This window comes from Calothrix sp. FACHB-168 (genome assembly GCF_963889195.1).
GTDB lineage: Bacteria > Cyanobacteriota > Cyanobacteriia > Cyanobacteriales > Nostocaceae > Aulosira > Aulosira anomala_A.
The window spans coordinates 41,354-55,930 of the sequence record NZ_CAWPNJ010000085.1; the positions used below are offsets into that span (position 1 = coordinate 41,354).

General features: G+C 39.7%; 13 protein-coding genes. 5 read left to right on the forward strand and 8 right to left on the reverse strand.

The window, feature by feature from the left end:
• Positions 1–68: 68 nt before the first annotated feature.
• Positions 69–206 carry a hypothetical protein gene (locus tag AACW45_RS35600; protein WP_190630416.1) on the reverse strand — a complete coding sequence of 46 codons (138 nt, stop codon included), beginning with the start codon at positions 204–206 and terminating at the stop codon, positions 69–71.
• Between the two features lie 325 nt (positions 207–531).
• Between AACW45_RS35600 and AACW45_RS35605 the strand changes: the two genes are divergently transcribed.
• Both AACW45_RS35605 and AACW45_RS35610 read left to right on the forward strand, forming a co-directional pair.
• Entirely contained in the window at positions 532–1,422 is an 891-nt protein-coding gene (locus tag AACW45_RS35605; RefSeq protein ID WP_190630418.1) for a 2OG-Fe(II) oxygenase, read from the forward strand.
• Between the two features lie 428 nt (positions 1,423–1,850).
• Entirely contained in the window at positions 1,851–3,887 is a 2,037-nt protein-coding gene (locus tag AACW45_RS35610; RefSeq protein WP_190630420.1) for an FAD-dependent oxidoreductase, read from the forward strand.
• A gap of 116 nt (positions 3,888–4,003) precedes the next feature.
• On the opposite strand, the gene AACW45_RS35615 is transcribed toward AACW45_RS35610, so the two are convergent.
• The 5 genes from AACW45_RS35615 to AACW45_RS35635 form a co-directional block, all read right to left on the reverse strand.
• Positions 4,004–4,735, reverse strand: a complete 732-nt coding sequence (locus tag AACW45_RS35615; RefSeq protein ID WP_190630422.1) for a hypothetical protein — start codon at positions 4,733–4,735, stop codon at positions 4,004–4,006.
• 238 nt (positions 4,736–4,973) lie between these two features.
• Entirely contained in the window at positions 4,974–5,243 is a 270-nt protein-coding gene (locus AACW45_RS35620; RefSeq protein WP_190630708.1) for a hypothetical protein, read from the reverse strand.
• 16 nt (positions 5,244–5,259) lie between these two features.
• Positions 5,260–6,873, reverse strand: a complete 1,614-nt coding sequence (locus AACW45_RS35625) for a hybrid sensor histidine kinase/response regulator (protein ID WP_190630424.1) — start codon at positions 6,871–6,873, stop codon at positions 5,260–5,262.
• Positions 6,874–6,933: 60 nt separating this feature from the next.
• A complete protein-coding gene (locus tag AACW45_RS35630) occupies positions 6,934–7,542 on the reverse strand; it encodes a chemotaxis protein CheC (protein ID WP_199331017.1) in 609 nt (202 codons plus the stop codon).
• Complete coding sequence (locus AACW45_RS35635; protein ID WP_096642065.1) at positions 7,539–7,913, reverse strand: response regulator; 375 nt, start codon at positions 7,911–7,913, stop codon at positions 7,539–7,541. The genes AACW45_RS35630 and AACW45_RS35635 overlap by 4 nt, the downstream gene beginning before the upstream one ends.
• A gap of 529 nt (positions 7,914–8,442) precedes the next feature.
• On the opposite strand from AACW45_RS35635, the gene AACW45_RS35640 reads away from it, so the two are divergent.
• Genes AACW45_RS35640 through AACW45_RS35650 form a run of 3 tightly spaced genes read left to right on the forward strand, consistent with a single transcriptional unit; the run spans position 8,443 to position 12,367 of the window.
• Positions 8,443–10,578: a chemotaxis protein CheA gene (locus AACW45_RS35640; protein ID WP_190630426.1), complete on the forward strand. Its 2,136-nt coding sequence runs from the start codon at positions 8,443–8,445 to the stop codon at positions 10,576–10,578.
• Positions 10,568–11,041 (forward strand): chemotaxis protein CheW, encoded by a 474-nt coding sequence (locus AACW45_RS35645; protein ID WP_190630427.1) that lies wholly within the window; start codon positions 10,568–10,570, stop codon positions 11,039–11,041. The genes AACW45_RS35640 and AACW45_RS35645 overlap by 11 nt, the downstream gene beginning before the upstream one ends.
• A gap of 30 nt (positions 11,042–11,071) precedes the next feature.
• Positions 11,072–12,367, forward strand: a complete 1,296-nt coding sequence (locus tag AACW45_RS35650; RefSeq protein WP_190630428.1) for a methyl-accepting chemotaxis protein — start codon at positions 11,072–11,074, stop codon at positions 12,365–12,367.
• A gap of 100 nt (positions 12,368–12,467) precedes the next feature.
• On the opposite strand, the gene AACW45_RS35655 is transcribed toward AACW45_RS35650, so the two are convergent.
• Both AACW45_RS35655 and AACW45_RS35660 read right to left on the reverse strand, forming a co-directional pair.
• Positions 12,468–13,061 (reverse strand): hypothetical protein, encoded by a 594-nt coding sequence (locus AACW45_RS35655; RefSeq protein WP_242045572.1) that lies wholly within the window; start codon positions 13,059–13,061, stop codon positions 12,468–12,470.
• A 437-nt stretch (positions 13,062–13,498) separates the two neighbouring features.
• Positions 13,499–14,380: a 4-hydroxybenzoate solanesyltransferase gene (locus AACW45_RS35660; protein ID WP_190630430.1), complete on the reverse strand. Its 882-nt coding sequence runs from the start codon at positions 14,378–14,380 to the stop codon at positions 13,499–13,501.
• Positions 14,381–14,577: the final 197 nt, after the last annotated feature.

Consider the following 14,577-nt stretch of genomic DNA (forward strand, 5'->3'; position numbering starts at 1 on the left):
CTCATATTTCTAGTTAATTCTTGTCCTTATTATTCTCTGTAGAAAAAATTTACGTAAAAAACCCATTCTCATGTAACCACCATGAGATTAATTTGCCATCCTACTGGAGATTGGTAAAATTTATTGCCAATATCTGATGTAGTGAGGAACATCCAGCTAAATATATTACTTAAGAATGTTGGCAAGCAATAAATAAAGATAATCATCACAGTAATTTAGTGCTGGTTATTGTAACAATTTAATGTGATATATGTATTCAAAAAAAGTAAAATTATCCAATAATTTTACTGGTTATTAAGTAGCATATTTAGCAATTAATTCTTATCTATCTACCCAATAACAGAACTTACAAAACCAAAAACCAAGTAACTTTTATTAACCTGAAGACAACTTTTGAGTAATCAAAAGTTTATGAAGCTAGAATAAATTTTTGCTAATTCATCAAGAAGTGCTTGGACAAATCAAGATAAATAGATTAAAACTGCATATCTCATCCTTATATAGCTGATATATCGGCTAACCAAAAACAATATGAGTATCCTTTTGCAAAAGATACAAAATCGCTTAATTAGAAATATTTATAATTTGCCATTCCTGCAACATCAAGCTGAACTTGAATATCAGGAAGCTTTGGCTAAACATATTGTAAATTTACCTATCATTTCTCCTGATGAGATGAATCTCATCGAAACTATCAACAATGAAGGAGTAGCAATTACCTCCCTAGAAGCTTTGGGAATTGCATCAACTACCAGCATGTTTGAATCAGCAAAAAGCTTGATGTATCAAATACCCAGTCCTAGCGAAGATAATAGCAATGAATTCGTAGTTCATGCTAACCCGCAGCAAATTATGGCATACCCAGAGCTTTTTTTATGGGGATTAGAACAACGATTAATTAATTTAGTAGAAACCTATATCGGCTTACCAGTAGCCTATCACGGGGCATACCTGCGGCGAGATATTGCTAATCAAATAGAACAAAAATCTCGGCTATGGCATATAGATAAAGAAGATAGAAAAGTCCTGAAAATTATTGTTTATTTGCAAGATATGTCTGAAGATAGAGGGCCATTTCAATATATTCCCCTCGCGTTAACATCATCATTAAGCCAATCATTAAAATATCATCATGGTTACATTCAAGATGCAACCATGCAAAAAGTTATCTCGCCAACTGAATATAAATCCTGTCTAGGTGCTGCGGGTACAGTGATTATTGCATCTACTGGGAGTATCTTTCACCGGGGAAAAGTCCCTGTAGCTGGTGATAGATTTGCCCTCTTTTATGATTACACTTCGAGAATACAAACACAGTCATTCTATGGCTATTTATCTTTATCACATGAGGATTTATTGTTGTTGTCTCAACATCTTTCACAACCACAAAAAGATTGCATATTTTGGCAGCAAAAACCCTAAAATGGCTGATAACATCTAAATTGCATAACTACTAATCAGGGCTGTCAACAGTCAGTAGGGGCGGGTTTATGGGAGATATTCATGAATCAGTGAGAATATCTGTGAACCCGCCCGTACAACAGTCAACAGTCCTCACAATGATTTTGGAGAATTGATATTACTTCTTCCAGGGTAGCTTTGTTCCCATCTCTGTCCAAGCGGAGAACACCAGATAAACCACCAGCAACCCAGCACTCACAAGAAAAATTACCACGTCGTTATTCATCACCAAACCTCTCTTTTCTAGCCCCTAGCCCCTAGCCCCTAGTCCCTATCCTATACCAACAGTCCGCACATGTTATCGGTATATGTTGAGAAAAATACTTGGCTAAACATTTATCAAGTGCTACCGTCTACAGGTGATATTGGATTTGAAGGGATTCTCCAAAATGAAGTATAGACGAAAACTAGCTTATGGAAGGAAATCATTAATTAGTTTCAGCTTGATATCGGCTGTGATGGTACCGAATGCGGCGATATTCGCCACACCACCGCGAACGCCAGATAAAACTGTAAATTGCGAAATCTTGGTTGTCGGTGGGGGATTATCTGGTGCAGCTACAGCTTACGAGGGTTTGCTAGCTGGGAGGACTGTTTGTTTAACAGAAATTACCGATTGGCTGGGAGGACAAATTTCCTCACAGGGAACATCTGCGTTAGACGAACGCCCTACCCAACGGGCGCGTCAATTCTATTCTCGCGGTTATTTGGAATTACGCAACCGCATTGAGCGCAAGTATGGCGAACTGAATCCTGGGGATTGCTGGGTAAGCGATTCCTGTTTTTTGCCCCGCGATGCACATAATATTTTGTCGCAGATGCTCAAAGATGCGGAGAAAAGAGGTAAGGGTAAATTAAATTGGTTTCCCAATACTGTAATTAAAGATTTAGAAATTAGCGCTGATGGCAAAATAATTAATAGTGCGATCGCTATTCAACATCAACCAGCCAAAGGTGCAGCACCTCTCAATAGTTATACTTTATCCCAAACCATTGAAGATGCTTATACCTATGCAGATTCATCGCGCCTGACGAAAAGTATTATCCGGCTTGTACCGCAACAAAACCCGAAAACCGCTACAAAAAATTGGTATGTTGTCGATGCTAGCGAAACCGGGGAAATTATAGGTTTGGCTGATGTTCCCTACCGTTTAGGGATTGATGCACTTTCTTACCTAGAACCTTCAGCATCTAGTACAGAAAACGATCCCTATTGTACTCAGGGTTTTACCTATACCTTTGCAATGGAGGCAACAAAAGATCCACAACCCCAAACCATGCCTCCCTATTATCCCCAATATGCGCCATATTTCAGCTATGAATTGGCAAGATTGGCGAATTTTGACTTGGTTTTTACCTACCGTCGGATTTGGAGTCCCAAAAAAGGACAACCCACAAAATTTGGTGGTGTAAATTTTACCGCTTCTCAGCCTGGGGATATCTCCATGCAAAACTGGACTTGGGGTAATGATTACCGTCCAGGAACTGCGGTTGATAATTTGATATATTCTCGCCAACAGTTGCAAAGTACCGGACAATTACAGCCTGGTGGTTGGATGGGGGGACTGAGAACCGAAGCTTTAAGCAAAGGTGAAGAAAAATCCCTTTCCTATTACTATTGGTTAGTTGCGGGAACCACAGATTCCCAATTAGGGGATGGGGTGAAGCAGCCACAACCCAATCACCGCTTATTATCAGGGCTAGATTCCCCAATGGGAACTGCATCTGGCTTGTCGAAATACCCTTATATGCGGGAAGGACGGCGGATTATTGGACGTCCCAGTTGGGGACAGGCTTCGGGTTTTGGAATTTGGGAAATTGATATTTCTCGCCGTGACTACAACGATGAATATTACCGCAATACATTGCCCGCAGATATGTATCGGCAGTTAAGAGCAGCACTAGCAGGTTTAGAAGCTACTTCGGTAATTACGGGGCAAATTGACCCAAATAAAGCTTTAAGGCGGACTCGTTCAACTATTTTCCCTGATTCTGTAGGTATCGGTCACTACGCGATTGACTTCCACCCCTGTATGACAGAAACTCCACCAGAGAAACCTGGTAATACAGAACGTGCAGGGGAAAGAAGGGGCGCTGGTCAAGCTTATCCCTTCCAAATTGCCCTGAGAGCCATGATTCCCCAAAAAATTGACAATTTAATCGTCGGCGGTAAAAGTATAGCCACTAGCCACATTGCAGCAGCAGCTTATCGCGTCCATTCCTTTGAATGGTCTGCTGGTGCGGCTGCGGGAACTGTGGCGGCGTTTGCGTTAAAAAATGCGATCGCACCCTATGAATTAGTGGATGATTTACCCAAATATGAACCGCAATTAGAAGCACTCAAACGGTTATTAAAGGAAAACGGCAATCCTACTGCTTTTCCTGATACTTCCATTTTTAACCAAAAGTGGGAAGATTGGAAGTAATTGAAAGCGGCGGGAAACTTCATCCTTTTGTGGGTGGAGAAGGATAGCCGCCCCGCCGCTTTGGGCATTGGGCATTGGGCATTGGTGATTTCTTCCCCATATTTTAAAATCTCAAATTAGATGATTGAGTTCCAATGCTTTAATGCCCCAACAACCCAAGACCCAGTAGTTTGAGTGCAATGTAGATTAAAGGTTGTAGTTACATGAAAATATCCCAGCAGAGAATGTCCAATTGTGATTTTATAATCGGGTAGGAATTGTCCATTTTCCATAGTCCAAAATGACTGAAGCTTACCTGTAACAGTTAAACTATGATCTCGTTTATAGATGATTGTTCGCCGCCAAAATAATGCATATTTGATAACTATCCCTATGCAATTTGGATATAAATCGATTTGTAAAACGAGATTGCTACTTTGCAAGCACAACCAGCCTAAGCTTAACAGTAAAAGGTAGACTAGAAGCCGATCAAAAGAAAGGATTTCAGTAATTGTTTCTGTTTGGCAAGAATGCAAAAACATGAAAATGGTGTTTCCAATTAGAAAAACACCTGCCAAATGGGCTATGAAATGAGAAATACGAATTTCTTCTGGAAAAATAAAACTACTGACACCTACTGCATTTTTAATGCCTAGATGACTTTTGCCGTCATAGGGAATTCTCAGTTTAATATTCGGTTTTCGCCAACGCCAAGGATCTATGTTTTCTTGAGAATTTTCCAGATAGTCAATGGGTTGATAAAAATTTGCCTGTTGATCGTATGTCGATTTCCCCAGGTTTAATATCATTACACTTAGTACACAGAGCATTACAAAGAAGACAAAGCCAATCACTTTTGTCAAGAACATAGTTTGAATTGAATTGGGATTTAATTTATATTGCCCAGTAACTAACTGCCGATTATCTTAACAGTGTGTGATATTAAGTCTGGTAAATCACTGACGATTAAAAAATCTCCGCATCATTGTGATCGTAAGTATTTAGGCGAACCTGATATGACATCGGGGTTGCTAAACTAGCTATGTGCGCTCAAAAAACAAAAGTTAACATTAAACTCTGTAAGCATGAATTGAGTAAAAGCTATTGTTAATTGCTCCTCCCATAAGCTTCATAAAAGTGTTGCGTAAGGCGACAGCATAAGGAGTTGCTAATTCTCCCATTTTCCCCGATCGCAAGGACTGTTCGACAATGGATTTTTAATACATGGGTAGCATTTGCCCAAAGGGCAATTCCCGCACCGACTTCTTTTAATTCACAAGCGCGTTCGTAAACAGTCACATCAAATCCAGCCTGATGCAGTGCTAATGCTGTGGCTGCGCCGCCAATAATCATAATTTTTGGGGGTTTCTGCATCATGTTTGCTACCCTCTTCTCAACGTTTAACAATTGCGGCGATCGCGGCTACTAATTTTGCGGGATCGGCTGGTTTGGCGATGTGCAGTTGAAATCCCGCCGCAAATACCTGTTGTTGGGTGGTTTCGGCGGCGTAGGCTGTGAGGGCGATCGCGGGAATTTCGCCGCCGCGATCGCCTGGTAAACTGCGGATTTTACGGATTAGGGCGTAGCCATCGACATCTGGCATACCTAAATCACTTAATAATAAATCTGGTATGGATTGAGCGATCGCGTTTAGTGCTTCTGCGGCTGAGGCGGCGCTGGTAATGATTGCACCATGCTGTTCTAATAAAAAAGCGAGAAATTCTCTGGTATCAACATCATCATCAACAATTAACACCTTAATTCCTTCTAAAGGTGCGTAAGGTACAGATAAGGTATAGGAATTTTCGGATAAATCGCTATCTCTATCTGCTAATTTCCGCGTTTTGGGTATCCCTGGCAGCGAAACAGTAAATGTCGCACCTTGATTTTCTCCGAAACTTTCTGCCCAAACTCTACCGCCATGTAATTCTACCAGTTGGCGGACAATTGCTAAACCTAGTCCTAAACCCCCCGATCTGCGGGTGATGGTACTATCGGCTTGGCGAAAATATTCAAAGACATGGGGTAAAAAATCTGCACTAATACCTTTACCTGTATCTTTGACTTGAATTTCTACCTCATAATTAACCTGTTGTAATTTGACTGCTATTTTTCCTCCATTGGGGGTAAATTTAATGGCGTTTGATAGTAAATTCCAGACAACTTGTTGCAGACGGCTACTATCACCTTTAACTGGGGAGACTTGGCGATCTAAATTTAACTGAATTTGCATTGATTTAGCTTCAGCAGCTAAACGTACTGTCTCTAAAGCGGATTCAATGGTTGTTGCTAAATTCACTGTTTCTAAATTTAGCCCTAATTTACCTCGGAGAATGCGCGAGATATCTAATAAATCATCAATTAATTGCGCTTGTAATTCGGCGTTGCGTTCAATAGTTTCTACAGCGCGTAAGGTAGCGGCTTCATTTAAGGTGCGTTTTTTGAGTAATTTTGCCCAACCTAAAATAGGGTTTAAAGGCGATCGCAATTCATGGGAAACTATCGCCAAAAATTCATCTTTGATGCGGTTCGCAGCTTCGGCGGCTTCTTGCGATCTCTGGCGGGCTTCGGCTTCGGCTAAAGCTTGATCGCGCAGGTGTTTATATTCGTGAACGCGGAAGGTTAAATCTGTTACATCTTGAATAGAAAATAAAGCATAAAATTCTTCACCCTCAGCTTGTACTGCTGTCACTGTTGTGTGTTGAATGCGGTATTTTTCTTGGGGTAAAGGTACGGGAATAATAAATTTATGTAGTTGAGAAGAAAAAATTGTTGGGGGACCACCTTGAAAAATTGGCTCAATGCGGCTGAGGTAACGCGGCTGATTGAGATGAGAATAATAATCCAGAATTGAATCGCCTAAAATGCGATTGCGGGGAATTTGTGTCCATTCTTCTAAACTACAATTCCAGAATAAAACACTGTAGTCTGACTGTAGAACAAAAGCTCCTAAAGTAATTTTATCTAATAGGGCAAATTTTTCTTGAGCTTGTTCAATTTTGTTCATATTTCCATCAGATCACTGTGAATTTTTTCCTAATTGGTATTTGGTTATGGTTTTTGCTTTTTAAATTCCCATTTCTTGATTAATAATATTAATCAAGGCATCAAAGGTATCTAACTCAAAGATTAAAATAATATCGCCAATTAATTCTAATTGTTCCACCGTAAATCTCGCTTGAGCTAGCAATATTTTTGACTCGCTGACATTGGCAGATGCGAGTAAATTCTCAATTCTATCTTCTAAATAAACTGGTAACGTATAATTCATGTGCTGTTTCAGCACGTTACCAATCGAACCCATTACCCCATTAATAACTATGTTCCCAATTTCGCTTAAAGTACCAATTTTGACTGCATCTAAATCTGTCGATCCTGGTTCTTCTCCCGTTAAAACTGCAACTAATGTAGAAGCGCTTTCTGTGGGAAAAATTAAACCAGCATTTCCATAAAAGGGGCCGGTAAAACCGAGTCTCACTGCTGCTAAACTATCATCATGAAATCTTGTCGCTAATTCTTCATAAGCATCGGCGGCTGTAAATACTTTCACATACGGAATTTCTAACCGAATGTGCGAATTTACCATTTCATTTAATAAACTTGCTGCTCTCCCTACTCCTATATTAATTAATTCTTGCAAGGCGTCCAGTTGTTCGGCTGTTACATTCACATTCATCTGTTGCTTGATTCCTTATTCACAACTTCCTGAACGGCTGCGCGTAATTCGGTTTCTTTCGGCGGTTTATTAATAAAATTCACTGCTCCTAATTGATAACTTTGATGGCGCGAACCTTCTTGAATATCTGCTGATATAATAATGGTAGGAATTTTTAATTGTTCATCTTGTAAAGCTTGCAAAAATTCAAACCCATTCATATCAGGCATTAAAATATCAGCTAAAACGCAGTTTGGCTGATGTTTGTGAACCATTTCTAATCCCTCGCGTCCATTAGTAGCTTCGAGAATTTCATAACCATCTACTTGCAAAAATTTGCGAATCATTCTGCGAGAGAAGGCGGCATCATCGATAATTAACACCAATGTCATTAGCTTAACCTCTTACTATCTATCAAGTGCAAAAATTGTGCAATTAGGCTTTTAGTTATTTGCCTAAAAGTTTCTGTGGTGTGATTTTTCGTAACTTTCGCGTAAGTTCTGATAATCATTCTTGCCTGAATGTAGAAGTTGCAAAAACCCTCGTGTGGATATTTTACCTTTTTTGATGCTAGCTTTTTTACATTTTGCTTCGTTGCTGGTTCTTGCTGACATTCATCCACCGCAGATACATTAAAAGACACAGTTTCTGGAGAGTGGGTGTATAAATCCAAAAGTTAGATAATTTGATTAACTAACAATTTTATTGTTTAGACTTGTAAAGTTATCTATTTTTACGCCAACCATTCTTAAAAGTTTTACATGAATAGCAAGCAGGACATTCCATGTCTTTACTTTCGTTTTTGAATGTAGCATTATATTTTCAGCATTTAGTCAGATAAACATCTCTCATAAGAGAGATATACATTGATTTTAGCGGATAATTAGGATTAAAATAATAAATTTACCATTTAGCAATCCAATGGAGTTAGCCGAAATTGATGATGATATAGAAGCATTTCTCGTTGACAGCTACGAGAATTTGGATCGTCTGGAACGAGACATTATTCAATTAGAGAAAGACGGGGGAAATGGCGAGGAATTAGTCAGAATTTATCGCTCGCTCCATACCATTAAAGGTAACTGTGGATTTTTACCGTTTCCGAAGTTAGAAGCATTGGCTCATAGCGCGGAAAGTTTGCTTTCGAGTCTGCGCGATCGCAATTTAGCAATTACTCCCCAAATCATCAGCACTTTACTGCAAACCATCGACAGTATCCGAGAAATGTTGTCTGTCATTGCCGCTACCAGACAAGAAAGCGATCGCGATTATACAGCACTGACGCAAACCTTAACAGCATTGCAACAGCCGCAAGCAGATACAGTTACATCCCCATCAGCGCCAATTGGAGAGTCAGTAGAGTCATTCGATAGCGATATCGCCTCCGAATCTCATATCCGCGTTCATGTAGGATTGTTAGATCGGGTAATGAACTTGGTAGGAGAATTGGTGTTAGCTCGCAACCAAGTGATAGGATTATCTGCCAAACTCAAAGATAATAGCTTAAATACAGCTTGTCAGCGCTTAAATTTAATTACAGGCGAGTTACAAGAACAAGTCATGAAAACTCGTCTCCAACCAATTAATAGTATTTGGCAAAAATTTCCGCGCTTAATTCGCGATTTAGCGATCGCATCTGGTAAACAAGTAGAAGTAGAAATGTTAGGGGTAGATACAGAAATCGATAAAAGTATGATTGCAGCCATTAAAGATCCCTTAACTCACTTAATCCGCAACTGTATCGATCATGGCATTGAATCACCAGCAGAACGTACTGCTCAAGGTAAACCCAGCCTCGCCAAAATATCTCTGCGCGCCTTTCATGAAAGCGGTAAAGTTAATATAGAAATTAGCGATGATGGGAGAGGAATTAATCTAGAAAGACTGAAACAACGCGCCCAACAGCTAGGATTAATTACCGCTAATCAAGCTCAAACTATGAGCGATTCCCAAGCCATAGATTTAATTTTCTTACCCGGTTTCTCCACTAGCGAACAAGTTACCAGCTTGTCGGGAAGAGGGGTAGGAATGGATGTTGTCAAGACAAATATTGAAAAAATTAACGGAATTATTGAAATTGAGAGTCAATCGGGAAAAGGCACAAAATTTAAAATTCAAATGCCTTTGACATTAACAATTATTCCCGCCTTAATTGTGACTAGTAGTGGCGAGCGCTATGCAATTCCTCAAGTAAATTTACAAGAATTAATTCGTTTACAAGTAGAATCAGCAACTCAGCAAATTGAGATAATTTACGATGTACCTGTATATCGCTTGCGGGGAGATTTAATTCCTTTAGTTTATTTACATCAGGTATTACAAAATCCAGAAAATCACACCTATTTAGAAACCTTGAGTATTGTAATTTTGCAAGTAGATAACTATCGCTTTGGGTTAGTAGTAGACACCATCGAAGATATCCTCGATATAGTTGTCAAACCGCTAGGACAGCAATTAAATATGATATGTTTATTTGCTGGCGCTACAATTTTAGGTGATGGCAAAGTGGGATTAATTATTGATGTCGTCGGTTTAGCAAAACAAGCAGGTGTCAGTCAAAAACAGCAGCAATTAGTCAGTAAATCGGCTGGAGAGATTCCCGATGCAGAAAGCGATCGCCAAATGATATTACTATTTACCGGGCCAGAAGCTGCACCGATGGGCATTCCTTTAACCAAAGCCTTGCGGTTAGAAAAAATTCCCCCCTCATCTGTAGAGAAAGTAGCAAATCAATATGTTTTTCGCCATCACAGCCAAATTTTACCCTTAATAGATTTACACAATATATTTAGCGATCGCCATCATCGAGAATTAGAATTAACAACCGAAACATTAGAAATTGCCATTGTCGCCCCTAACCCAAATGTAACTGTCGGTTTAGTAGTTGATAGAATTGTTGACATTGTTACCGAACCATTAACAATTACAGGTATTCCTAGCAGACCAGGCATACTTTTTTGTACAGTAATTCAAGGTAAAATTACAGAAATTATTGACATTGATGCAGTAATTCAAATTGCCAACCCTTATTTATTGTCAGCGAGTTATGGTAGCTGAACAACAACTTTGCACCTTTTTGATTCAGGAAATTTTATTTGGAATTAACGTAAATGATGTCCAAGAAGTGATTCGTCCCCACACATTAACACCCGTACCTTTAGCACCGCCGGATATTTGTGGCTTAATTAACCTCAGAGGACAAATTTTAACTGTTATCGATTTACAGCAAAGATTAGATATGGGTAAATCAACCATGGGTTTACCCGCTAAACTCATAGACGATCCGCTAGGATTTTATATAGTTGTTTGTGTAGATGAGCAAATAGTCAGTTTATTAGTTGATGATGTTGGCGATGTTCTCACATTACCAGCAGATACATTTCAACCCCCACCCGCCACCCTCACAGGAAGAATGCGTCAGTTCCTAGCAGGTGCTTACCCATTAGCTACAGGATTTTTGTTAGTTTTAGATACAGCCAAAGTGCTGAATTTTAATTTGAAGAATTCCTTTATTCAGTAATTTTATCCATAATTTTAGGAGTGCTAGATAATGGCGATAAATCGAACCAGAAAAAAACCCAATAATCTAGATAACAATCCAGAGACAGGAGAAATTAATTATGGAACAACAGAACCCCAACTGCAACCATTACTAGCAGCCATGATAGCCGCCAAAAATGGTGATTTTACTGTGCGTCTCCCAGTAGAAAATAATGGCTTAGGTGAAATCGCCACAGTTTTTAATGAATGGGTAAATTTAAATCAAAACTTCGCCAATGAAGTTAACAGTTTCGCGAATGAAGTCGGTAAAGAAGGAAAATTAGGTGTAAAAATCAAGCTAAAAGCCGCAGCAGGTTCTTGGCAAGAATTATTAGATAATTTAAACCAAATGTCTGCTAACTTAGCCCAGCAAATTAAAAGTATTAACGAAGTTACCCTAGCAGTCGCCCAAGGAAATTTAGCCAAACAAATTAAAGCTCGCAACGCTGGCGAATTTCAACAACTCAGCGATAATGCTAATCAGATGATTAATAGCTTAAAATCTTCCATCAGACAAATGGCTGATGTAGCGATCGCAGTTGCATCTTCTGCTGAACAGCTTACCGCAGTTAGCCAAGAAATGAGCGCCAACGCCGAACAAACCTCAGAACAAGCCACCTCTGCATCCGCCTCAGCAGAACAAGTCAATCAAAATAGCAGTACAGTAGTAACTGCGGTGGAAGAAATGAACGCCAGCATCCGCGAAATTGCTAAAACCGTCGCCAATAGCGCCACCGTAGCCGCCAAAGCCGTAAAAACAGCCGAAAGCACCAACCAAAACATTGCCAAACTCGGTCAAAGCAGCGTAGAAATTGGTAAAGTCATTAAAGTAATTACTGCGATCGCGCAACAAACCAACCTCCTAGCTTTAAATGCTACCATCGAAGCCGCCAGAGCCGGAGACGCAGGCAGAGGATTTGCAGTCGTCGCCAATGAAGTCAAAGAACTCGCCAAACAAACCGCCAACGCTACCGAAGATATTAGCCAGCGCATTGAAGCCATTCAAACTGATACCAAAGGTGCTGTAACCGCCATCACCCAAATTACAGACATCATCAACCAAATCAACGACTTACAAAGCACCATCGCCAGCGCCGTAGAAGAACAATCACTTACCACCAACGAAATTGCCCGAAATATCGCCGAAGCCGCCCAAGGAACCTCAGGTATTGCCAAAAACATCGGCATAGTCGCCATCAATGCCCAAACCACAACCATTGGAGCCAATAACACCTCCCAAGCCGCCACAGAACTAGCCCGTATGGCTGTAGACTTGCAAAAAGTCGTCAATCAGTTTAAATATTAATGGTCAATAGTCAGTTGTCAGTTGTCAGTTGTCAGTTGTCATTAGTCATTAGTCAACAGTCAACAGTCAACAGTCAACAGTCAACAGTCAACATTATTCCTTACCACTGCTCACTCCAATAAACAATATCTGAGGTGGAACTATCAATAGCTACCCCATAGCTATAACCATGATTCCATTTAAAGCCAGGTTTACCCCTATCTTGGGCATCCAATACTAAGATTTCGTAGCTGGGGGGAAAAGAATCTGTTGATGTTTCGCTAGTATAAAAAAACGTCGTGGGCACTCCGTTTGGTTGGTTGGTATGGTCATTTGTATCACCACCAAGATATCGGTATTTAGCCACACTTTTATATTGAGACAGTAATTGTTTTACCTTGTCTGGTGACTCTTTCAACCTGACTTGAAAAAAACTCCCACCCTGTAAAAACCCTGGAGAATAAGCAATTTTTACATCTTTTGAATTATTAGGAAGAGTAGCCGGAAAATGTTTGATTGGGTAGCTATAACCTATGAGTTCATTACGTATTGCTGCATAACGTGATGTATCGGTGACTATCTCCGGAAAATTAGAACTGCTAAAAGCTTTTCTGAGTAGAAAACTCCCTCCAACTACACCAAGGCTACCAAGGGAGAATAAAACTATCATGGCGATTTTTACAAAATGCGATCGCTTCGTCAGTGTCGGGTACATAAGACATTCATCGTTATATATCCAACTACTAAACTAAAGCCGTAGAATTTCGGATATCACTACCCAAACTTGATGAAATCTTTATCTATTTTCTGTAAAAACTTTGTATATATGAAATTTTTATGAAGTTATTCACCGTAAAATAGTAAAAATATCACCAGCAAAGCAATTAATAATTTGTAATTTCTAGTTATTAATTCGTAATTATTAAAGGCGCACAGGATATAAATTTAAATCTGCATTATTAAAAAATAATTTATGCTTCATGAAATTTTGTCATGATTAAATTTCATAAAAAAATTATTATTCACCCAATTTAAAATCGTAGGGGCGGGGTTTCCCCGCCCTTGCGAAGGTTTCCCCGCCCTTGTGTAGGTTTCAATATTAAGTTTGAGATTGCATAATATGAGGAATGCACAAACCAAATATCAGCCAAATTAAAAACAGCCGGCAATCATCCCCGCCAGTAAAATAAAACCAATCCAAACATTTTGTCTGAACATTTCACCATAAGCAGGGTTAGGTAAATCTGGCTGACTTAAACGTACTGATTGCCAAATCCAAGCAATTGTGGCGATTACAAGACTAATCCAAAAGGTAATGTGTAAATGAATGACAATACCTAAATAACCCAGTAAAGCAATTGTGCCAGCAAAGAAGATACCAATGGCTAAAGGAGCGTAATTACCAAAAAATAAGGCGCTAGAATTAACACCAATGCGTCTATCGTCTTCCTTGTCGCTCATGGCATAAACAGTATCAAATCCCAAAGTCCATAATACAGTTGCACCCCACAGCAACCATGTAGGTTGAGAAATATTTTGGGTAACTGCACTCCAGCTAATTAATACCGCAAAACCCCAAGCAATAGATAATACTAATTGGGGTACGGGAAACACTCGCTTCGCCCCTGGATATAACAAAATGACAGGTACAGCCGCAGCAGATAACCAAAAAGTTAAGGGATTGAGGTAAAACGCCAGCACAGCCGCACAAGCTAGCGCAACTATCCCCACCGCAATCCCGACTTTAATTGACAGTGTACGGGCTGCTAGGGGGCGATCGCGCGTTCTTTCCACCTCTGGATCGATATCCCGATCCCACAAATCATTGACAACACATCCAGCTGCGCTGGTGGCGAGAGTTCCTAAGATAATTACCCCCACCAAAGGTAGAGGTGGTTTACCTGCGGCTGCTAAAAACACAGCCCAAAGGGCAGGAATCATCAAAATTAACCGTCCTTCTGGTTTATGCCACCGCAAAAGCCGAATAATCACCAGCCATATCGGTTCTTGGTTGCTGAGGGGCGTTTTTAGCATAGAAATGAAGAAGAAATAAAGAAATTGCCTACAGTCGATGAATTTACACATCTTTACATCTATAGAATATCTTTATTTGCTATTTGTAAAAACACAACCTAAACTTGCATCTTTAGATACTTCTAAAAGGTCAATTGAGTTGTGAGTAACAGAGTAAATCTTCTGAACTTAGGTAAAGTTGCTAACCAAGTAACTTT